Annotated in this window: 19 protein-coding genes; 9 read left to right on the forward strand and 10 right to left on the reverse strand. The window is 53.0% G+C overall.

Going from position 1 to position 22,060, the window contains the following annotated elements; genetic code table 11:
* Nucleotides 1–17 precede the first annotated feature (17 nt).
* Nucleotides 18–539: a DUF721 domain-containing protein gene (locus FGI04_RS00940; RefSeq protein WP_407274056.1), complete on the reverse strand. Its 522-nt coding sequence runs from the start codon at nucleotides 537–539 to the stop codon at nucleotides 18–20.
* Nucleotides 540–566: 27 nt separating this feature from the next.
* Between FGI04_RS00940 and secM the strand changes: the two genes are divergently transcribed.
* From secM to mutT, 3 genes are all read left to right on the forward strand, one after another.
* Nucleotides 567–1,073, forward strand: a complete 507-nt coding sequence (gene secM, locus FGI04_RS00945) for a secA translation cis-regulator SecM (RefSeq protein ID WP_407337262.1) — start codon at nucleotides 567–569, stop codon at nucleotides 1,071–1,073.
* Between the two features lie 97 nt (nucleotides 1,074–1,170).
* Nucleotides 1,171–3,864, forward strand: coding sequence for a preprotein translocase subunit SecA (gene secA, locus FGI04_RS00950; RefSeq protein WP_407274055.1), 2,694 nt, complete (start codon nucleotides 1,171–1,173; stop codon nucleotides 3,862–3,864).
* Between the two features lie 66 nt (nucleotides 3,865–3,930).
* A complete protein-coding gene (gene mutT, locus FGI04_RS00955; RefSeq protein ID WP_041164617.1) occupies nucleotides 3,931–4,332 on the forward strand; it encodes an 8-oxo-dGTP diphosphatase MutT in 402 nt (133 codons plus the stop codon).
* Nucleotides 4,333–4,451: 119 nt separating this feature from the next.
* Here mutT and yacG read toward each other — a convergent pair whose 3' ends face one another.
* From yacG to coaE, 3 genes are read right to left on the reverse strand one after another with little or no spacing between them, the layout of a single operon-like run.
* Entirely contained in the window at nucleotides 4,452–4,637 is a 186-nt protein-coding gene (gene yacG, locus FGI04_RS00960) for a DNA gyrase inhibitor YacG (protein ID WP_407274054.1), read from the reverse strand.
* 60 nt (nucleotides 4,638–4,697) lie between these two features.
* Nucleotides 4,698–5,447 (reverse strand): cell division protein ZapD, encoded by a 750-nt coding sequence (zapD, locus tag FGI04_RS00965; protein ID WP_342698629.1) that lies wholly within the window; start codon nucleotides 5,445–5,447, stop codon nucleotides 4,698–4,700.
* On the reverse strand, nucleotides 5,440–6,066 hold the full coding sequence (coaE, locus tag FGI04_RS00970; RefSeq protein WP_342698630.1) for a dephospho-CoA kinase: 627 nt from the start codon (nucleotides 6,064–6,066) through the stop codon (nucleotides 5,440–5,442). The genes zapD and coaE overlap by 8 nt, the downstream gene beginning before the upstream one ends.
* 166 nt (nucleotides 6,067–6,232) lie before the next feature.
* On the opposite strand from coaE, the gene FGI04_RS00975 reads away from it, so the two are divergent.
* On the forward strand, nucleotides 6,233–7,273 hold the full coding sequence (locus tag FGI04_RS00975; RefSeq protein ID WP_407337372.1) for a GMP reductase: 1,041 nt from the start codon (nucleotides 6,233–6,235) through the stop codon (nucleotides 7,271–7,273).
* A gap of 25 nt (nucleotides 7,274–7,298) precedes the next feature.
* Here the strand turns inward: FGI04_RS00975 and hofC are convergent, their stop codons facing one another.
* From hofC to FGI04_RS01000, 5 genes are all read right to left on the reverse strand, one after another.
* A complete protein-coding gene (gene hofC / locus FGI04_RS00980; RefSeq protein ID WP_407337263.1) occupies nucleotides 7,299–8,504 on the reverse strand; it encodes a protein transport protein HofC in 1,206 nt (401 codons plus the stop codon).
* Between the two features lie 9 nt (nucleotides 8,505–8,513).
* Nucleotides 8,514–9,935, reverse strand: a complete 1,422-nt coding sequence (gspE, locus tag FGI04_RS00985) for a type II secretion system protein GspE (RefSeq protein WP_407340009.1) — start codon at nucleotides 9,933–9,935, stop codon at nucleotides 8,514–8,516.
* A gap of 5 nt (nucleotides 9,936–9,940) precedes the next feature.
* On the reverse strand, nucleotides 9,941–10,384 hold the full coding sequence (gene ppdD, locus FGI04_RS00990; RefSeq protein WP_342698633.1) for a prepilin peptidase-dependent pilin: 444 nt from the start codon (nucleotides 10,382–10,384) through the stop codon (nucleotides 9,941–9,943).
* A gap of 261 nt (nucleotides 10,385–10,645) precedes the next feature.
* Nucleotides 10,646–11,536 carry a carboxylating nicotinate-nucleotide diphosphorylase gene (nadC, locus tag FGI04_RS00995; RefSeq protein ID WP_342698634.1) on the reverse strand — a complete coding sequence of 297 codons (891 nt, stop codon included), beginning with the start codon at nucleotides 11,534–11,536 and terminating at the stop codon, nucleotides 10,646–10,648.
* Between the two features lie 184 nt (nucleotides 11,537–11,720).
* On the reverse strand, nucleotides 11,721–12,584 hold the full coding sequence (locus FGI04_RS01000) for a nucleoside-specific channel-forming protein Tsx (protein ID WP_012886145.1): 864 nt from the start codon (nucleotides 12,582–12,584) through the stop codon (nucleotides 11,721–11,723).
* A 417-nt stretch (nucleotides 12,585–13,001) separates the two neighbouring features.
* On the opposite strand from FGI04_RS01000, the gene ampD reads away from it, so the two are divergent.
* Entirely contained in the window at nucleotides 13,002–13,562 is a 561-nt protein-coding gene (gene ampD, locus FGI04_RS01005) for a 1,6-anhydro-N-acetylmuramyl-L-alanine amidase AmpD (protein WP_016940580.1), read from the forward strand.
* A gap of 6 nt (nucleotides 13,563–13,568) precedes the next feature.
* Nucleotides 13,569–14,423: a beta-lactamase regulator AmpE gene (gene ampE, locus FGI04_RS01010; RefSeq protein ID WP_168361534.1), complete on the forward strand. Its 855-nt coding sequence runs from the start codon at nucleotides 13,569–13,571 to the stop codon at nucleotides 14,421–14,423.
* A 125-nt stretch (nucleotides 14,424–14,548) separates the two neighbouring features.
* Here ampE and FGI04_RS01015 read toward each other — a convergent pair whose 3' ends face one another.
* The gene (locus FGI04_RS01015; RefSeq protein ID WP_038905645.1) at nucleotides 14,549–15,895 is read right to left on the reverse strand and encodes an amino acid permease; all 1,347 of its coding nucleotides are present in this window, start codon (nucleotides 15,893–15,895) and stop codon (nucleotides 14,549–14,551) included.
* A gap of 651 nt (nucleotides 15,896–16,546) precedes the next feature.
* On the opposite strand from FGI04_RS01015, the gene pdhR reads away from it, so the two are divergent.
* The 3 genes from pdhR (at nucleotide 16,547) to aceF (ending at nucleotide 21,998) form a co-directional block, all read left to right on the forward strand.
* On the forward strand, nucleotides 16,547–17,311 hold the full coding sequence (pdhR, locus tag FGI04_RS01020) for a pyruvate dehydrogenase complex transcriptional repressor PdhR (protein ID WP_012886141.1): 765 nt from the start codon (nucleotides 16,547–16,549) through the stop codon (nucleotides 17,309–17,311).
* A 132-nt stretch (nucleotides 17,312–17,443) separates the two neighbouring features.
* Entirely contained in the window at nucleotides 17,444–20,107 is a 2,664-nt protein-coding gene (aceE, locus tag FGI04_RS01025) for a pyruvate dehydrogenase (acetyl-transferring), homodimeric type (RefSeq protein WP_342698638.1), read from the forward strand.
* Nucleotides 20,108–20,120: 13 nt separating this feature from the next.
* Nucleotides 20,121–21,998 carry a pyruvate dehydrogenase complex dihydrolipoyllysine-residue acetyltransferase gene (gene aceF, locus FGI04_RS01030; RefSeq protein ID WP_407337265.1) on the forward strand — a complete coding sequence of 626 codons (1,878 nt, stop codon included), beginning with the start codon at nucleotides 20,121–20,123 and terminating at the stop codon, nucleotides 21,996–21,998.
* The last annotated feature ends 62 nt before the right edge of the window (nucleotides 21,999–22,060 follow it).

Below are 22,060 nucleotides of genomic sequence, written 5' to 3' on the forward strand. Positions count from 1 at the left end.
TCTGTTCTGATATGACATTATGACGACTGGTTTTTGCTGGTATTCTCTCCGGCCAGCGAAGCCAGTCGTTTTAATATTTTCTGTAGCCGTTCCGGGCTTTGCTCCGCTAATCCTTTCAATATCTCCGCACTCTGTGCGCTGAGTATCCTTGTGGTAGTCGTGATTGTGGCATCTGTTGACATAACGGCAGGTGTTTTCTCGTTTTCATGTATTTTTGCGGCCAGTACTGGATTAATCCTGATGTCGATCGCCGCCAATGATGGTAGTATTTGTGCGCGCAGAGCGGAAAGTAGGGCGGGTTGTTCATAACGTAACCGCATCAGCCAGTTGGCGCTGGCGGTTTCCAGCACCAGCAGTCCGTGACGATAGTTAGCTACCCGACAATACGGACGCAGCGCGGTCGGCAGCAGCGCATGCACAGCCCGATTGAGCTTTAACAGTGCGAGCGCGCGTTGCTGAATGTCATGCAATGGGCCTGACCCGGTTTGCGATGCGCCATCGAAAAATGACTCCAGTGATTGTGGACGGTTATCACGCATAACGCAGGCTCCGACGGAAAGAAACTTGTGATTGGTATTTTAAATCGTTGGCGACAATTTGGCAGACGTTATTTCTGGCCTCACCTGCTGTTGGGGATGGTCGCGGCGACACTTGGCCTGCCAGCTAACTTCGCCGAGTCTCGCGATACCGCTACCGAGCCTAATTCCGCTTCGGCGTTTAGTCGTCCCAATGTATCTTATTTCAATCTCACGCATCTGGCGGCATTAAAAGACTCGCGTCGTCGCTCGCCATTCAGTAATGATTTCTGGCATCAGCATGCCATCCGCACGGTAATCCGTCACCTGTCATTTGCGTTTACGCCACCCGCTACCATTATTGAAGCGGCTGAGGCTTCCCGGTTACACCATCACCAGGTGCTATTGGAAACGCTGAATGCGTTGCTGACTCGCGAAGCAGCACCACAACGTATTGCCAGTACAGAACTGGCACCGACGTATTTTTCTCCTTCCTATCACACCGGTCTATGGCTGGCGCAGGTTCAGGGTATTCGCGCCGGGCCGATGTTCTCCTGATTGTCATCGTATTTTGTATCAGGCCTGTGGCCGTAGACTCTTTTTTCTGATGTCGTGCCAGCATCGATAAACTGGCATTGTTGAGATTAAAATTACTATGTTAATCAAGTTATTGACGAAAGTTTTCGGTAGCCGTAATGACCGTGCGTTGCGCCGTATGCGCAAAATTGTGGAAGTGATCAATCGCCTCGAACCAGACATGGAGAAGCTCTCCGATGAAGAGCTGAAGGCACAAACCCAGGTATTCCGTGACCGTATCAAGAAAGGTGAAGCTCTGGAGTCGCTGCTGCCAGAAGCGTTTGCCGTGGTGCGTGAAGCCAGTAAACGTGTGTTTGGTATGCGTCACTTCGATGTGCAGCTGATCGGCGGTATGGTGCTGAATGAGCGTTGCATCGCGGAAATGCGTACCGGTGAAGGTAAAACGCTGACCGCGACCTTGCCAGCCTACCTTAATGCGCTGACGGGGCGTGGTGTGCATGTAGTGACCGTCAACGACTATCTGGCACAGCGTGACGCCGAGAACAACCGCCCGTTGTTTGAATTCTTAGGTCTGACGGTTGGCATCAACCTGCCGGGGATGCCGGCACCAGCCAAACGTGCTGCGTATGCTGCCGATATCACTTACGGCACCAACAACGAATACGGTTTCGATTACCTGCGCGACAACATGGCGTTCAGCCCGGAAGAACGTGTACAGCGTGAACTGTATTATGCACTGGTGGACGAAGTGGACTCCATCCTGATTGACGAAGCGCGTACCCCGTTGATTATCTCGGGTCCGGCGGAGGACAGCTCTGAGCTGTATATGCGGGTGAACAAAATCATCCCGCATTTGATCCGTCAGGAGAAGGAAGACTCGGATACTTTCCACGGTGAAGGTCACTTCTCGGTGGATGAGAAAGCCCGTCAGGTTAACCTGACTGAACGCGGTCTGGTTAAAATTGAAGAGTTGCTGGTGCAGGGCGGCATTATGGAAGAAGGGGAATCGCTGTATTCGCCTGCCAACATTATGCTGATGCATCATGTGACGGCGGCGCTGCGTGCGCATGTGCTGTTTACCCGTGATGTCGACTACATCGTGAAAGATGACGAAGTCATCATCGTTGATGAACATACCGGCCGTACTATGCAAGGTCGCCGTTGGTCTGATGGCTTACACCAGGCGGTGGAAGCCAAAGAAAACGTCAAGATCAACAACGAAAACCAGACACTGGCGTCGATCACCTTCCAGAACTACTTCCGTATTTACGAAAAACTGGCTGGGATGACCGGTACGGCAGATACCGAAGCATTTGAGTTCAGCTCGATTTATAAGCTGGATACCATTGTGGTGCCGACTAACCGCCCAATGATCCGTAAAGACCTGCCAGATCTGGTGTACATGACCGAGCAGGAAAAAATCAATGCGATCATTGAAGATATCAAAGAGCGCGCGACTAAAGGGCAACCGGTGTTGGTGGGGACCATTTCCATCGAAAAATCCGAAGTGGTGTCGCATGCGTTGACCAAAGCGGGTATCAAGCACAACGTGCTGAACGCCAAATTCCATGCGATGGAAGCGGATATCGTGGCTCAGGCCGGTCGTTCAGGTGCGGTGACTATTGCGACCAACATGGCCGGTCGTGGTACGGATATCGTATTGGGCGGTAGCTGGCAGGCTGAAGTGGCAGAACTGGAAAGCCCGGATGACGCGCAAATTGCCGCTATCAAGGCAGAATGGCAAAAACGGCATGACGACGTCCTGGCGGCGGGTGGTTTGCACATTATTGGTACCGAGCGCCATGAGTCTCGCCGTATCGATAACCAGTTGCGTGGTCGTTCCGGTCGTCAGGGGGACCCCGGTTCTTCCCGTTTCTACCTGTCGATGGAAGATGCGCTGATGCGTATTTTCGCGTCGGACCGTGTTTCCAACATGATGCGTAAACTGGGTATGAAAGAAGGCGAAGCGATTGAACACCCTTGGGTTACCAAGGCTATCGCCAATGCACAGCGCAAGGTAGAAAACCGTAACTTCGATATTCGTAAGCAACTGCTTGAATATGATGATGTGGCTAACGATCAACGTCGTGCTATCTACACCCAGCGTAATGAACTGCTGAATGCCTCTGATATCAGCGAAACCATCAACAGCATTCGTGAAGACGTGTTCAAGGCTACCCTTGATGCTCATATCCCGCCTCAGTCTCTGGAAGAAATGTGGGATATTCCGGGGCTGGAACAGCGCCTGAAAAGTGACTTTGATCTTGAGTTGCCGATCGCAGAATGGCTGGACAAAGAGCCGGAACTGCATGAGGAAACGCTGCGTGAGCGTATCTATGAGCAGGCTGTAGACGTGTATCGTCGCAAGGAAGAAGTCGTCGGTAGTGATGTCATGCGTAACTTCGAGAAAGGTGTGATGCTGCAAACGCTGGACTCGTTGTGGAAAGAGCATCTGGCTGCGATGGATTATCTGCGTCAGGGGATCCATTTACGCGGTTATGCGCAAAAAGATCCGAAACAGGAATACAAGCGTGAATCGTTTGCGATGTTTGCCGCGATGCTGGAAGGCCTCAAATACGAAGTCATCAGTACCCTGAGTAAAGTTCAGGTACGTATGCCGGAAGAGGTTGAAGCGATGGAGCAGCAGCGTCGTGAAGAAGCCGAGCGTCTGGCTCGTCAACAACAGCTGAGCCATCAGGATGAAGCGGCTGGCAGTTCGCCGTATGCTGATCGTAAAATTGGTCGTAACGATCCTTGCCCGTGTGGTTCGGGCAAAAAGTACAAGCAGTGCCACGGCCGCCTTCAAAAGTAAGGCGGATAACGTAGTGACATCTCCCAAAGGCGGTCGTTGACCGCCTTTTTACTGGTTGAAAAGAGAATGACGCAAAAAACTTTATCTGTGGCGGTGGGGATTATCCGCAATCCGCAGCGTGAGTTCTTCATCGCTTGCCGTCCAGCAGGTGTACACATGGCTGGAAAATGGGAATTCCCCGGTGGCAAGGTGGAAGAGGGTGAAACGCCGGAGCAGGCGCTGGCGCGTGAGCTGCATGAAGAAGCCGGGATTGAGGTAATCAATCCAAGCCCGCTGGGCAGCAAAACGTTTTCTGCCGGGGAACGTCTGATTACGCTGCATTTCTTTTTAGTTGAGCAGTGGCGTGGCGAGCCGTATGGCCGTGAAGGCCAGCCGTCGCGTTGGTTAACGGCTGAAGAACTGGACGAGCATGAGTTTCCACCGGCCAATGCTGAGATGATTCAACAATTGAAAGCCGGTCGTGTGTAAACGTAAGTCGGGCATGTTGTCTGGGACGTGGCTGCATTCTTTGCAGCGATTCATGCCCGCAGGCATGAATCGTGACAAGGGTGATAAATAGCGTATCGCTATCGTTGGGGTTGTAAGATTCAGTGCTGCGTTTCGCCCCAAACGTCGCTGTCTGAAATGTCTTCTTCGCTGGGTATCCGTTTTTCTTCGTCTGCCCATTCGCCTAAATCAATCAACTGACAGCGCTTGCTACAGAAGGGTCGATAAGGGCTATTCTCGCTCCACTCCACCGGTTTGGTGCAGATGGGGCATTTTACAACGGTCATCTCGTTATCCACGTTTCATTCTTCTCCAGAAACTTGCTGTCGCCAGTAAGTCCACTCTATCTAGCAACATGCCAACTCGAATTCCAACCGTGCGGGGGTCTGCCCGTCGCTGTCTAATGGCAGAAAGCGGATGGCATAGCGGGTTTTATGACCCGATATTTGCGGATAGAGCTGATGAGCGAGACCAATCCGCAGACGTAACAGATCAGCATCGGTTGCGTTATCCTGATAAAACCCATTAAGGCTGGTTTGCTCTTTGAAGGCTCCTGCATGACGAATCAACTCCAGTATGCTGTCGAGTGAACGTTTAAGCGGCGATACGCTCTCCAGCCAAATGTTGATGTGTCGTTGTTTTTGCTCAGGCAACTGGTGCAGCCAGATATGCAAGGTAGGCAGGTCAAAGCTGCAACATCCACCCGGCAGGCTCAGACGTTGGCGTACCATACCGATTAATTTGTCTTCACGCAGCCCTTGCCCCATGCGCGGAGCAGCAATCAGTTCGCTGGACAGGTTGCGTAATTTTTGACGTAACGTGTTAATACGCAAAATATCCGCTTCCGGCAGTTCACCCCATTGCGCCAGTTTCTGTTGCTGGCGTTCCAGTTCTTTTAGCAGGTCTGGGCGGGCATCTCCCCGTTCGAGAATATCCAATAATTCGGAGACGGCACGGAAAAACGTCAGGGCAACGCCGATGTCTTTCAGGTCGTGGTTGTCGAACATCTGTTGCAGTAAAAATTCCAGGCGTAACCAGGTACGCATTTTTTCATTCAGCGGATATTCAAAAAGAACTGTTGAGGAAACGTCACTCATTATGGGTCGTCCTGTCGGTTGCGGATGCGGCCAGCTCAAGGTAATGCTGATGTAGAGCGGCAATCCGCGGAGCCAGTAAGCTCGGATTGCTGTTGTTATCGATAATATCATCAGCGCAGGCCAGCCGCTGTTCGCGGCTAGCTTGCGATGCCAAAATATTTTCCGCCTGAGCGCGGGAAACACCATCCCTGCTCATAGTACGTTGTAATTGTGTTTCCAGAGGGACATCCACCACCAAAATACGGTGCGCTTTCCCTTGTAGTTGATTCTCCACCAGCAAAGGCACCACCCATAACGCATAAGGGGTGGTAGCGGCAGCGAGCTGGCGTCGGGTTTCTTTCTGAATCAACGGATGCAGCAATGCATTGAGCCAGTGCTTATCTTCCGGGTTAGAAAAAATGCGCTCACGCAGGGCGCTTCGGTTTAATGTACCGTCTGGTTGTAATATTTCCCGGCCAAAGTATTCCACAATAGTTGCCAGAGCGGGTTGCCCGGGTGCCACGACCTCACGGGCTATTACATCCGCATCAACGATAGTGGCTCCCAGCGCTGCAAACCCCTGAGCAACCGTGCTTTTCCCGCTTCCTATGCCGCCTGTGAGCGCGACGATATATGCCATGATAATCAACTAGAAATGGCCAGGTAAATTTATCGGATTCTAGCCCAAATTGAGAAAAAATCGCAGTCTTGTCGCAGGATTATTCGAGCGTATGATCACAATGAATTGGCGCATTATCGCCTCTTCTTCCCTGAATCATTCTCCTCACTTCATCAGGTCGTACATCATGCGTATTGAAGAAGATATTAAACTGGGTTTCAAAGATGTGCTTATTCGTCCTAAACGCTCCACGTTGAAAAGCCGTGCAGACGTTGAACTGACACGTGAATTCAGCTTTTTGCATGCAGGTTGCGGCTGGTCGGGTGTCCCCGTCATTGCGGCTAATATGGATACAGTGGGGACGTTTCAGATGGCGCGTGTCCTGGCATCGTTTGAGTTGCTGACTGCGGTACATAAGCACTATTCCGTGGCTGAATGGCAACAGTTTATCGAGAGTACACCGGCTGCGGTCTTACGCCATGTCATGGTGTCGAGTGGCACATCGGACAGTGATTTTGAGAAGATGACACAGATTCTGGCGTTATCCCCAGATTTGAAATTTATCTGCATTGATGTTGCTAACGGATATTCGGAGCATTTCGTCAATTTTGTACAGAAAGCACGTGACGTTTTCCCTGATAAGGTCATCTGTGCCGGTAACGTGGTAACCGGTGAGATGGTGGAAGAACTGCTGTTGTCAGGGGCGGACATCGTCAAGGTGGGGATTGGCCCCGGTTCTGTTTGTACGACGCGGGTTAAAACTGGCGTCGGCTACCCGCAATTGTCAGCGGTGATCGAATGTGCCGATGCCGCCCATGGGTTGGGGGGGCAGATTGTCAGTGACGGTGGTTGTACTGTACCGGGTGATGTGGCGAAAGCCTTTGGTGGCGGTGCTGATTTCGTGATGTTAGGGGGACTGCTGGCCGCGCATGACGAGTGTGGCGGCGATATCGTTGAGGAAGATGGCCGTAAGATGATGCTGTTTTACGGCATGAGCTCCGCCTCTGCAATGGAGCGGCATGTCGGTGGCGTTGCTGAATACCGTGCAGCGGAAGGTAAGACAGTAAGTCTGCCGCTGCGTGGCCCGGTCGAGCATACCGTAAGGGATGTTCTTGGTGGGCTGCGCTCTGCCTGCACCTATGTGGGGGCGGCACGCCTGAAAGAACTGACCAAGCGTACCACCTTCATTCGCGTTGCCGAGCAGGAAAACCCGGTGTTTAACGGCTAAGCCCCGTTGTTATGTGCTGGCGGGGTCAGGCACCTGCCAGTACATTCCCTAACTGGAAAATCGGCAGATACATGGCGATGACCAGTGTTCCCACCAGACCACCAACGACGACCAGTAACAGCGGTTCCAGTGTCTGTGTTAGCGTGTCCGCGAATTGTCGGGTGTGATTCTCATACCAACCTGCCAGTCGGGCAAATAACTGATCCAGCGCTCCGGTTTCCTCGCCGACGCTAATGAGCTGGTGGCAAGGGGCAGGGTAGAGCAAGGGATAGTCATGAATGGCTTGCCCGAGCGGAATGCCCTGCTCAAGCTGGCGCTGTATCTCTGCAAGTGATTGTCGGTACACCGGGTTGTTCAACGTGGCAGCCGCATTGAGGCCTGACAAGAGGGTTAATCCCGCCTGTTGCGTCATGGCCAGAGTGTGAAAAATTTGTCCCAGGCAATGACTTTGTATCAGTGTGGATAGCAGTGGTAGTTTCAGCAATAGCTGTTGTTCTCGTTGTTGCCACTGTGCGTTTTGTCTGCGTAACTGCCGATAACCCAGCCATATTCCAGCAGACAGAAGAAAGAGGAACATGCCGTGACGGCTGACCCCATCCGATAACGCCAGCATCATGCGTGTCAGCCAGGGAAGCGGAGCGCCAAAAGAGGCGTACAGTTCTGCGAATTCCGGTAATACCAGCGTGAGCATCAGTAGAGTGACCATGACTCCTACCGCCACCACAAACAAAGGGTAGCGTAAGGCTCTTATCACTTTTCCCATCAACTGGCGTTGCGTTTCCTGATAATCTGCCAGCCGGGCACAGCATTCGTCCAGTTTTCCTGTCAGCTCACCCACCGCAACCAGCGAACTGCACATAACCGGGAAGATGGTTGGATACTCTGAGAGTACCTCTGACAGTGGGCGTCCCTGGCTGACCTGTAGGCGTATGTCCTGTAACAGACAGCGCCAGCCTGCTTTTTCGTGCTGACGTCCTAGTAGCTCCAATGCATCCAGCAAGGGTAGTCCTGCCTGCAACAAGGTCGACAGTTGTCGGACGATGATGGATAGCTGTGGGCCTTGCCAGTAACGTGGTGTCAGATACGCACCGGTTTTCAGTCGTAAAGGTTGATAGCCGAGCTCCAGCAGGTACTGATAAATTTCACCCCGTTCAAAACCGATACGTTCGCCAGTGCAAGGTTCGCCATCCTGGCGTAGTGCTTGCCAGTAGTAGAGTTTGTGTACTGCCATGCGCGGCCTCTATTCAATGTGATCGCCTATCACGCGATAGACTTCTTCCAAAGACGTGACGCCTTCGTGAACCAGTGCTAGTCCTGCGGATAGCAAGCGGGTTTCCCGTTGCAATGGGAGTGTCAGGTTGTGGTCAGCTAATGATGTGGCACCAGACAATGCCTGCTGAAGTGTCGGTGTGACCGGCAGTAGATCATAAATCGCGGCCCGGCCGTAGTAGCCAGAAAAACAGTGTTCACACCCGGTGGCTTGCCATTGCCGTAACGGGCCTTGCCATAGCGAGTTGGGTAAGGTTGTCGCGTCTTCTCTCAATTGGCGGCAGTGCGGACATAACCGTCTCACCAGTCTTTGGGCAATCACCAGTTTGAGCGCCGTGGCGACCAGATAGCCGGGGATGCCCAAATGTCCCAGTCGGATCAGCGTATCCAGCGCCGAATTAGTATGCAGGGTGGACAGCACCAGATGACCGGTTTGTGCGGCTTTGACGGCAATCTCCGCCGTTTCAGCATCACGGATTTCACCAATCATGACAACATCGGGATCCTGGCGTAATAGGGCGCGTAATACCCGGGCGAAATCCAACTGGCTTTGTGCGTGGATAGCGGTTTGATTGATACCGGGCAAGGGTATTTCCACGGGATCTTCTACGCTGCAAATGTTGCGGCTGGTGTCATTTAACCAGCGGATAGCGCTGTACAGCGTGAACGTCTTGCCACTACCGGTTGGCCCGGTAACCAAAATCAGTCCTTGTGGCAGGCTGAGAGTGTGCTTGAATTGTTGCAGCGCGTAGTCTGGCAGGCCTAACGCACTCAGTTCCAGAGCGTGTTGCTGTGTTTGTAATACTCTCAATACGACTTTCTCACCGCCCTGAACGGGTAACGTGGCGATGCGTAGCGAATAGGTATGCTGTTCCAGACGGAGGCTGAATTGTCCGTCTTGTGGCAAACGGCGTTCAGCAATATTCAGTTTCCCCATAATCTTAAGGCGGGCAACCATACGGTTTACGGGTAAATCCGGGTTGGTCGGTATTTCATGTAATACCCCATCGATACGCAGCCTGACGCGATAACCTGCTGATAAGGGTTCCAGATGGATATCAGAGGCCCGGCGCTGGATAGCCAATTTCAGGGTTTGGTTAATGAACTGGACTACTGGCGCATCATCGGGTTCTTCGGGGGATGCGGCATCAGCCTGATAAGAAGCGTTAGCCTCTTGAGCTTGCGGTGACGTGAGTTGTTGCTCCAGCCGTGCGGCAGGCCACTGTTCCACCAGAACGCGTCTGTGACTGGCGAAACGCAGCGCGGCGATCAGATCTTCTGCTACCGATCCTGCTACGGCAACAGAGATCGTCTGTTCGTCTATATCCAATAGCAGAGCGTGATAACGACGACAAAGCAATTGTAATTCATGGTGTTGTGTCTGATCCGTCATGGCTGTCACCCTGCTGCTGAGTCAAAACGAAAGACGTCTTCGCATGCCTGACGCAGGCTGTCGGCTCCGGCGCTGGTGCGGCAAGCCTTTGTCCAGCGGGATGTACCGTTTTGCGCATCCAGTGTGGGTGTCATCACTACACTTAGCCCTTGCAGAGTCGACTGGCCGGTCAGGGTAATGACACCCTGATTGATCGTGACGGCACTGACATACCGTGATGCCGAAGGCGTAGGGATCCCCTGGCTACCGGCATTACATCCTTCCAGACCTGCATTGCTAAGGTTGCAAAGATCGACTGCGGTTTTATAGGCGCTCATGGTTTGCAGCATGTCAGTCATGGCGGCTTTTTGCAGATACCCTTGATACGCCGGGATCCCCAGCGCGCTAAGAATGGCGATGATGACAATAACCACCATCAATTCAATCAGTGAAAATCCTTGTTGTGTCATGTTATTGGTTCCCTGGTGTGGCTGGTGATGGCAGGGTAGTGACTAAGGGTGATGCTGGCTATCACGATGTTTTTAATCAGGAACCTGTTGTGCAAACTGCGGAGGATTACAGCAGGGTGTTACAAAAAACAGGCGAGCGGGCTCGCAAAACGAGGAGGTAAACCTAAGGAAAGGTTGGCGAGAGAGCCAATAGTGCTACAGCATAGCCATCAACCCGGCGCACCGGGCTGATGGAGGAGCACCGCAATGCAACGACAGGCGTTAACGAAAACGCATCGACAGGTCGATCGCCCGTACATGTTTGGTCAGCGCGCCAACCGAGATATAGTCGACGCCGGTGGCGGCGTAATCCGGCAATGTTTGCAGCGTCACGTTGCCAGAGACTTCCAGCAACGCACGGCCATTGGTCAGTGTGACGGCTTCGCGGATAGCATCCAGCGTGAAGTTGTCCAGCATAATAATGTCTGCTCCGGCACTCAGTGCTTGTTGCAGTTCGTCGAGGGTTTCTACCTCGACTTCTACCGGCACATCACGACGCAATTGGAAGGCTTTTTCAACCGCCTGCCTGATGGAGCCCGCGGCAATAATGTGGTTTTCTTTGATCAGGAACGCATCGGCCAGACCGAGGCGATGATTGCTCCCACCACCGCACAGTACCGCGTATTTCAGCGCGGTGCGCAAGCCGGGCAGCGTTTTTCGCGTGTCCAGCAACTGGGTATGCGTGCCTGCCAGTTGTGCGACATAACGGCTGACTTCAGTTGCCACGCCACAGAGCGTTTGCAGGAAATTCAGCGCGGTGCGTTCACCGGTGAGCAGTATGCGGGAAGAACCCTGCAACTGGCACAGCGGTTGATTTTCTGTCAGTACGTCACCGTCGTGAACCAGCCAGTCGATGGTAATGACGTTGCCTAACTGACGGAACACCTCGTCTACCCAGCGCTGACCGCAGAATACACCGGCTTCGCGGGTAATGATGACCGCGCTGGCGACGGTGTCATTGGGTAACAACTGCGCAGTGAGGTCATGCTCAGGGTTGGCTTCTCCCCCGAGGTCTTCGCGTAATGCCTGCTGTACGCTGGCGGGGATATCGTGCTCAATACGGCTGAGCAGTTCCGCCTGGCGCTGCTCCTGACTATAACGGCGTGTTGTCATTATGCTACTCCGATGGAATCCGGAATGTATGCTATCCCGTTAATGAGTGATTTGAAAAATTATTTCAATTCAAGGTGTTATTTGTTTTATTGGCGTAACCCGCCAGGCCTCACATGGTGAGTAACAACCTATCCGGGCGGGGTTTTCGTATCCCGGTCATGACCGGGATACATCATAGCAAAGATCAGAAGTTGTAACCGGCTACCAGATAATAGCCCCACCCTGTAGAGCGGACGTTGAACGGGCCACGACCGAAATCCAGTTCGGTGCCATCAGCCCACTGGCCACCGTTATGGAAGTAACGGGCAACGACGGAGTAGTGCCAGTGGTCATAGTTCAGCGCCAGAATATGGCTGGAGGCAATAGCGTTACTGGTACGAGACGGGCCAGCGGCGTCAGCCAGGTCGGATCCGAAGTCGAAGTTGGTAAAGCCGATATAGGTCAGCTTGCCTCCCCACAACGATGTGATCGGATAAAAGTATTTGATTTTAAAACGGTAGCCGTCCCAGCGATCTTCATTCGGCGCGCTGTAGTTCTGTCCCTGGTATTTGGCGTAGATATTGGCGGATAGCGACAGATCCGTACCGGTATTGATATCGGTGCCCAGACCGACATACCAGGTGCTCTGGCGCGAATCATTATTACGACCCTGATCGTAGATAATGTTGTTGGCGACATACCACTCTTTGAACGGGCCGAACCCCAACTGTGTGTTGGTCAGTTTATCAATGGAGAAACGAGGTTCGATTTCCATGAACAGCGGAGAGCCTTTATTCCAGATACCACGGTCTGGTGTATTACCTGCACCGAAGGTTTTTGGCACATCAACATAGCCATAGAAATCAAACCAGTCTTTACGAGCGAACGCTTCATATTCCAGATACACATCATTGTTTAACTGGGGTCCGAAGCGGGTGTGATAGCTGCCAACCACATTGATACTCTGGTGCCACCAGTCCGAGAGGTATTGCGGGGCGTTAGTGTCCGCAACGGTGGGTAAACTGTACGACAATGTGCTGATTGCACAGGCGGCAAGGATTTTTTTCATGACGATTCTCTGTGTTACCCGATAGCGCGTCAGCGGCCTGGTTGGCCGGGGCGGCGCAGAGTGATTCGGGCGTTAATAACAAAATGACTGCTGAAAAACCTCCCGGTGATGGGCAGAAGACGAAAACGTTTGCTTATTATGGCGTACGTGTCGACTGCTTGCCGGAAAGAGGGGGCGCAGCATACCAGAAGAAGGGCAGAACATCATGGTTTGTGTGCAGGTGTTGAAAGAACAATTGCGAATAAACCGGAATGGTTTTTTAACAGGTCAGGAACATGGCAGATGCGGTAAGATGTTTGCATGATGAGTGCGATCAGTTGGTTAACGCTTGTGGTGCGATACCTGATGGTTGCCGGGCAAACCGGTGTTCCGATGACGATCGTGTTTTGACGGCCAGGAAGAATAAAAGGAGCGGTGATGAGAGTGGAGCATGGCTGGTTGACAGAGGCCAGACGCGTTTTGTCGCCACATCAGGATGAACGTCCGCAAGGCGAGTTGCCTTCTTTGCTGGTGATTCACAACATCAGTTTGCCTCCGGGCGAATTCGGCGGGCCGTACATCGACCAGCTCTTTACCGGTACGCTGGATGGAACGGCGCATCCCTATTTTGCGTCCATATGCCATCTGAGGGTGTCGGCGCATTGTTTGATTCGCCGCAACGGTGACATCGTGCAGTATGTGGCATTTGATCAACGGGCCTGGCATGCCGGTGTGTCGCAGTTTGATGGGCGAGAGCGTTGTAATGACTTTTCGATTGGTATCGAGCTGGAAGGCACTGATACGCTGCCATTTACCACAGAACAATACGCCCGGCTGGCAGATGTCACCCGCCTGCTGAGTGAAACGTATGGCATTACGCCTGAACGTATTACCGGACATAGTGATATTGCACCGGGACGTAAGACTGATCCCGGCCCGGCGTTCGACTGGGCACGATATCAACGGTTATGGCAGACACCACCAGAACAAGGGGAGTAATCACAGATGACGTTGTTTAGCCTATTGTTGGTCCTGGGATGGGAGCGGTTGTTTAAACGTGGCGACCACTGGCAACTGGATCACCATTTGGAACGGGTGTTTCGTCATCTTTCCGCCCCATCGCTGGTGCAAACGTTGCTGTTATCTATTATGGGCATGGCGGTTGTGTTGGCGGCGCAGTGGGTGCTCAGCGGGTGGCTATTTGGCTTGCCGCTGCTGCTGTTGTGGATTGCCGTCGGCTTGATGTGCATCGGTGCGGGCGAAATACGCCAGCATTACCACCGCTATATTCAGAGCGCTCAGCGTGGTGAGGCGGATGCCTGCCGGGAAATGGCTGAGGAGCTGGCGCTGATTCATGGCCTGCCGCTCGATGGCAGCGAACGTGAACGTTTAAAGGAATTACAAAACGCGTTGCTGTGGCTGAATTTCCGCTTTTATCTGGCACCATTGTTCTGGTTTGTCGCGGCGGGGCCTTATGGTCCGGTGGCATTGGTGGGGTACACCGTGTTGCGCGCCCGGCAGTGCTGCCTGGCCCGTCATCATACTCCTCTGGAACGAGCGAACTCGGGTGTTGATACCTTACTGCATTGGCTGGACTGGATTCCGGTACGATTGGCCGGTGCTGCTTATGCATTGCTGGGGCACGGTGAGAAGGCATTGCCCGCCTGGTTTGCCGCGATGATGGACGCACACTCTTCTCAGTACTGGGTACTAACAAAACTGGCGCAGTTTTCACTGGAACGTGAACCACATGGCGACCCGATTTCTACTCCGAGAGCGGCAGTGTCGCTGGCGAAAAAAGTGACGCTGGTGTTGGTTGTCGTCGTGGCGTTACTTACCATCTACGGTACGCTGGTCTAACCTATCGAGACAGTCGCGTTATCGTGATGATGGGAACATCATGAAAGCAGGAACATCATGAAAACAGTATGGCCGCTGCGGCGGCCATACTGAGAAAGGTGGTGTTATTCTAAGAAAGGAAAGTGTTATTGGCGCTTTTTGAAACGGTAGCCGATACCTAACACGATCAACCAGATAGGAATCAACAAGACCGAAATCTGGATACCGGGCGTCAGGGACATGATGACCAAAATACCCACCATAAATGCCAGACACAGGTAGTTGCCGAATGGGAACCACAACGCTTTAAATCGGGTCTGCACGCCTTCTCGGTCTTTGGTCGCACGGAATTTCAGATGTGCCAGACTGATCATCGCCCAGTTGATCACCAGAGCAGACACCACCAACGCCATCAACAGCTCAAACGCTTTGCCCGGCAACACATAGTTGATCAGTACGCACAACGCGGTAGCCAGCGCGGATACGCCGATAGCGACCACCGGCACACCGCGACGGTCTACTTTCAGCAGCGATTGTGGGCCGTTACCCTGCTTAGCCAGGCCGTACAGCATACGGCTGTTACAGTAGACGCAACTGTTGTATACCGACAGCGCTGCAGTCAGCACCACAATATTCAGGATATTAGCCACCAGCTCACTGTTCAGTGCGTGGAAAATCATGACGAACGGACTGCCGCCTTCGACCACTTTGCCCCACGGATAGAGCGACAGCAGCACCGTCAATGAACCGACGTAGAAAATCAGGATACGGTAGATGACCTGATTGGTCGCGCGTGGAATGCTCTCTTCCGGTTTGTCTGCTTCCGCTGCTGTAATGCCCACCAGTTCCAGACCACCGAAAGAAAACATGATAACCGCCATCGCCATCACCAGACCGCTGATGCCGTTGGGGAAGAAACCGCCCTGCGCCCAGAGATTGGTAATGGACGCGTCCGGCCCGCCGTGGCCACTGAGCAGCAGCCAGCCGCCGAACAGGATCATGCCGACAATCGCCACCACCTTGATGATCGCAAACCAGAATTCCAGCTCGCCGTACATCTTCACGTTGGCCAGGTTAATGGCGTTGATCACGACAAAGAACACTGCAGCGGACACCCAGGTAGGAATATCCGGCCACCAGTATTGTACATAGATGCCAACGGCGCTTAGCTCTGCCATCGCCACCAGCACATACAGCACCCAGTAGTTCCAGCCGGAAGCGAAACCGGCGAAGTTGCCCCAGTATTTATAGGCAAAGTGGCTAAATGAACCAGCAACCGGCTCTTCCACCACCATTTCGCCTAACTGGCGCATGATGAAAAACGCAATCAGACCGCCGATTGCATAGCCCAGCAGAACGGATGGCCCGGCCATCTTGATCGTTTGTGCGATACCGAGGAACAATCCGGTTCCAACCGCGCCCCCCAGAGCAATCAACTGTATGTGACGGTTTTTCAGTCCGCGTTGTAGCGTACCGTCTTGTTGATCTTGCATGCTTTTACCCTCTGCCGATGAAAAGACAAACCGTTCACCGACGGTGTGGCGCGGGCTGGCACGTTTGTCTTTTTACGTGTGTGTAATTTTATATTTACGACGCTGACAAACTTAAATCGCCGCCAGTGCTATCGCGCGTCAGAGAATAGTGATATGCGCAGAGAATTGCACTGATTTCTTGCGAGGCATGACATAAAAGTGTGATGTCATGATCACCGTCATCTGTACGGTACGGCTTTGCGCTTTTACCGTGGTTTACAGGGGGAAAAACGTCTTTGCCTTTTCCATGTCATACACGCGCGATATGTTCGGGAGGGCCAAAATAAGGTTATGGTCTGCGAATCTGATTTTCTAGTTTTTTATTCACTAATTGTGATTTTAAATTCATTAAATGGCAGGTTGAACGGTTCAGCTTTGCCTGATTTGAGTTTCAAAAAAGTTAAAACTGGCGAGCTTTAACAAATGGTAATACCACTGAACGATTCGTGCTTTTGCCACAAGATTCTGGGCATTTGTTAAAAACTAAGGTGATTGATAATTTCGCTCATCGTCTGTATGGACAGAAGGTGAATACTTTGTTACTTTGTGCGTCATGTTTTTAAAATTGGTATTACCAATTGACTCCGCGCTTTTTCGCCGGGAAGAATTCACATGGCCTACAGCAAGATCCGTCAACCTAAACTGTCAGATGTGATTGAACAGCAACTGGAGTTTCTGATCCTTGAGGGAACCTTGCGCCCCGGAGAGAAGCTGCCACCGGAACGCGAACTGGCAAAACAGTTCGATGTGTCCCGCCCCTCGCTACGCGAGGCTATCCAACGGTTGGAAGCCAAAGGACTACTGTTGCGCCGTCAGGGTGGCGGTACCTTTGTTCAGAATAACCTGTGGCAGAGCGTTAGCGACCCACTGGCGGAGCTGTTAATTAACCATCCGGAATCCCAGTTCGACCTCCTCGAAACTCGTCATGCCCTTGAAGGGATTGCCGCTTACTATGCCGCCTTGCGTGGCACGGAAGAGGATTTGCAGCGTATCCGTGATTGTCATGCCCTGATTGAAACGGCGCGCGAAGCTGGTGATCTGGAAGGGGAGTCTGAAGCCGTCATGCATTATCAGGTCGCAGTGACGGAAGCCGCGCACAACGTGGTGTTGTTGCACCTGTTACGCTGCATGGGACCGATGCTTGAGCAAAACGTCAGGCAGAATTTTGAATTGCTTTATCTGAGTCGTGAAGTTCTGACGCAGGTGAGTAGCCATCGTGCCAGGATTTTTGAAGCGATTGTCGCTCGTGAGCCGGAAAAAGCCCGCGAGGCATCACATCGCCATCTGGCCTTTATTGAGGAAGTATTGCTGGAACTTAACCGGGAACATAGTCGGCGGGAACGCTCGTTGCGTCGGCTCCAGCAGCGCAAGGATTAGGCCGTCGACTGGCGGTCGTTTGCGGCAACAAGACGAAGGGCCTGTCTTCCTGTGCTTTCTCCAACAGGAACAGAGTACAAGAAGACAGGCTCCAGACAAATCAACTGATTAGAAACAGATAAGGAATACACCATGTCAGAACGTTTGAACAATGACGTGGATCCGATCGAAACGCGTGACTGGCTGCAGGCGATCGAATCGGTTATCCGTGAAGAGGGTGTTGAGCGCGCTCAGTTCCTGATTGATCAGGTATTGACTGAAGCACGTAAAGGTGGGGTGAAAGTGGCTGCGGGCAGTGCTGGCAGTAACTACATCAACACCATCGCGGCAGAAGATGAACCCGCGTATCCGGGGAACCTTGATCTGGAGCGTCGTATCCGTTCCGCAATCCGCTGGAATGCGGTGATGACGGTACTGCGCGCATCTAAGAAAGATCTGGAGCTGGGCGGTCATATGGCGTCTTTCCAGTCTTCCGCTACCTTCTATGAAGTGTGCTTCAACCACTTCTTCCGTGCTCGTAACGCACAAGACGGCGGTGACCTGGTGTTCTTCCAGGGGCATATCTCCCCAGGGGTTTATGCGCGCGCCTTCCTGGAAGGTCGTTTGACTGAAGATCAGATGAACAACTTCCGTCAGGAAGTTCACGGTAATGGCCTGTCTTCCTACCCGCATCCGAAACTGATGCCGGAATTCTGGCAGTTCCCGACTGTGTCAATGGGTCTGGGCCCGATTAACGCTATCTATCAGGCCAAGTTCCTGAAGTATCTTAACAATCGTGGTCTGAAAGACACCACGAAGCAGACCGTATACGCCTTCCTGGGCGACGGTGAAATGGATGAGCCGGAATCTAAAGGTGCGATTACTATCGCGACCCGTGAGAAACTGGACAACCTGGTGTTTGTCATCAACTGTAACCTGCAGCGTCTGGACGGCCCGGTCACCGGTAACGGCAAGATCATCAACGAGCTGGAAGGCATCTTCGGTGGTGCTGGCTGGGAAGTGATCAAGGTTATCTGGGGCGGTCGTTGGGACGAACTGCTGCGTAACGACACCAGCGGTAAGCTGATTCAGCTGATGAACGAAACCGTTGACGGCGATTACCAGACCTTCAAATCCAAAAACGGTGCCTACGTGCGTGAGCACTTCTTCGGCAAATACCCGGAAACCGCTGCACTGGTCAAAGACTGGAGCGATGACGATATCTGGGCGCTTAACCGTGGTGGTCACGATCCGAAGAAAGTCTACGCTGCACTGAAAAAAGCACAGGAAACCAAAGGCAAGCCGGTGGTTATTCTGGCTCATACCATCAAAGGTTATGGTATGGGTGATGCTGCTGAAGGCAAGAACATTGCTCACCAGGTCAAGAAAATCAACATGGACGGCGTGCGTTATTTCCGCGACCGTTTCAATGTGCCGGTTGCTGACGCTGATGTTGAAAAACTGCCGTTCATTACCTTCGACAAAAACTCCGAAGAGTACAAATACCTGCACGAACGTCGTCAGGCGCTGGAAGGCTACCTGCCGTCCCGTCAGCCGAGATTTGATGAGAAGCTGGACCTGCCGACGCTGGAAGACTTCAGCTCTTTGCTGGAAGAGCAGACCAAAGAAATCTCCACCACCATCGCCTTTGTTCGTGCGCTGAACGTGATGCTGAAGAACAAGTCTATCAAAGACCGGTTGGTTCCGATCATCGCCGACGAAGCGCGTACCTTCGGTATGGAAGGTCTGTTCCGTCAGATCGGTATCTACAGCCCGAATGGTCAGCAGTACACCCCGCAGGACCGTGAACTGGTTGCGTACTATAAAGAAGATCAGAAAGGCCAGATCCTGCAGGAAGGGATCAACGAACTGGGTGCAGGCTCCTCCTGGCTGGCGGCGGCAACGTCTTACAGCACCAATAACCTGCCGATGATCCCGTTCTATATTTACTACTCCATGTTCGGGTTCCAACGTATCGGTGACCTGTGCTGGGCTGCTGGCGACCAACAGGCACGTGGCTTCCTGATCGGCGGTACGTCCGGTCGTACCACACTGAACGGCGAAGGTTTGCAGCATGAAGATGGTCACAGCCACATCCAGGCACTGACCATTCCGAACTGTATTTCCTACGACCCGGCGTTCGCGTACGAAGTGGCGGTCATCATGCATGACGGTCTGGTTCGTATGTATGGCGACGCACAGGAAAACATTTACTACTACATCACCACACTGAACGAAAACTACCACATGCCGGCGATGCCGCAGGGCGCCGAAGAAGGCATCCGCAAAGGTATCTACAAGCTGGAAACCGTGGCGGGCAGCAAAGGCAAAGTTCAGTTGCTGGGTTCTGGTTCTATCCTGCGTCATGTGCGCGAAGCCGCACAGATTCTGGCCAACGATTACGGCATCGGTTCTGATGTGTACAGCGTTACCTCCTTCACCGAACTGGCCCGTGACGGTCAGGACTGCGAACGCTGGAACATGCTGCACCCGACCGAAGCGCCACGTGTACCGTACATCGCTCAGGTGATGAACGACGCACCGGCAGTCGCGTCTACCGACTACATGAAACTGTTTGCCGAGCAGGTACGTACCTACGTTCCGGCCAGCGATTATCGCGTACTGGGCACCGATGGTTTCGGCCGTTCCGACAGCCGTGAAAACCTGCGTCATCACTTTGAAGTGGACGCGTCCTACGTGGTCGTTGCTGCACTGGGCGAACTGGCTAAACGCGGTGAAGTTGAAAAATCTGTCGTGGCTGAAGCCATCAAGAAATTCGACATCAATCCTGACAAAGTTAACCCGCGCGTAGCATAAGAGGGAAAGAGTAATGGCTATCGAAATCAAGGTACCGGATATCGGTGCAGATGAAGTTGAAGTCACCGAAGTGCTGGTCAAAGTGGGTGACAAAGTGGAAGCCGAGCAGTCGCTGATCACCGTTGAAGGTGACAAGGCTTCGATGGAAGTCCCCTCTCCGCAGGCGGGTGTGGTTAAAGAGATTAAAGTGGCAGTAGGCGACAAAGTCGAGACCGGCAAACTGATCATGGTCTTCGAAGCAGAAGGTGCGGCGGCTGCCGCACCGGCTCCGGCCGCTGCTGCGCCAGCACCGGCTGCGGCACCTGCCGCTGCCAGCGCGGTGAAAGAAGTTGAAGTACCGGATATCGGCGGCGACGAAGTCGAAGTGACCGAAGTAATGGTTAACGTCGGCGACACCGTAGCGGCAGAGCAGTCGCTGATTACGGTGGAAGGCGACAAAGCCTCTATGGAAGTGCCGGCACCGTTCGCGGGTACGGTAAAAGAAATTCGCATCAAGACCGGTGACAAGGTGAAAACTGGCTCACTGATCATGGTGTTTGAGGTTGCGGGTGCAGCGCCATCTGCTGCTCCGGCTCCTGCCGCGAGTGCACCTGCTGCCGCGCCAGCGGTGAGCGGCGGTGCTAAAGACGTCAACGTGCCGGATATCGGTGGCGATGAAGTCGAAGTGACGGAAGTATTGGTCAAAGTCGGTGATAAAGTGGCGGCAGAACAGTCGCTGATCACCGTAGAAGGCGACAAAGCGTCAATGGAAGTTCCGGCACCGTTCGCTGGTACCGTGAAGGAAATCAAGGTTAGCACCGGCAGCAAGGTGAAAACCGGGTCGCTTATCATGGTCTTCGAAGTGGAAGGAGCCGCACCGGCTGCGGCGCCTGTAGCGGCAGCACCGGCTCCGGCCGTAAGTGCACCAGCAGCGGCGCCAGCGGCGGCGAAAGCCGATAGCAAAGGTGAGTTCGCTGAAAACGACGCCTACATCCATGCAACACCGGTCATTCGTCGTCTGGCGCGTGAGTTCGGCGTCAACCTGGCGAAAGTAAAAGGTACTGGCCGTAAAGGTCGTATCCTGCGCGAAGACGTACAGGCTTACGTGAAAGAAGCCGTGAAACGCGCTGAGTCTGCTCCGGCAGCGGGTGCGACTGGCGGTTCTCTGCCGGGTCTGTTGCCGTGGCCGAAAGTTGATTTCAGCAAGTTTGGTGAAATTGAAGAAGTGGAACTGGGTCGTATCCAGAAAATCTCTGGTGCTAACCTGAGCCGTAACTGGGTGATGATCCCGCATGTTACGCACTTCGATAAAACCGATATCACCGACCTGGAAGCGTTCCGCAAACAGCAGAACGTGGAAGCTGAGAAGCGTAAACTGGATGTGAAGATCACGCCGGTCGTGTTCATCATGAAAGCGGTTGCCGCTGCGCTTGAGCAGATGCCTCGCTTCAACAGTTCGCTGTCTGAAGATGGCCAACGCCTGACGCTGAAGAAATACATCAACATCGGTGTTGCGGTAGATACGCCGAATGGTCTGGTGGTTCCAGTGTTCAAAGATGTGAATAAGAAAGGCATCATTGAACTGTCTCGCGAACTGATGACCATCTCTAAGAAAGCCCGTGACGGTAAGCTGACCGCAGGCGAAATGCAGGGAGGGTGCTTTACCATCTCCAGCATTGGTGGTCTCGGTACGACGCATTTCGCGCCGATCGTCAACGCGCCGGAAGTGGCTATTCTGGGTGTGTCTAAGTCCGCCATGGAACCGGTCTGGAATGGTAAAGAGTTTGTTCCGCGTCTGATGATGCCGATCTCTCTGTCCTTCGACCACCGTGTCATTGACGGTGCTGATGGTGCACGCTTCATTACCATCATCAACAACACCTTGTCCGACATTCGCCGTCTGGTGATGTAATCAAAAAAGCCGGCCTGACGGCCGGCTTTTTTCTGATAAGCTGTTATTTGTTACAGCTATCA

Source organism: Dickeya ananatis, assembly GCF_019464615.1.
GTDB classification, from domain to species: domain Bacteria; phylum Pseudomonadota; class Gammaproteobacteria; order Enterobacterales; family Enterobacteriaceae; genus Dickeya; species Dickeya oryzae.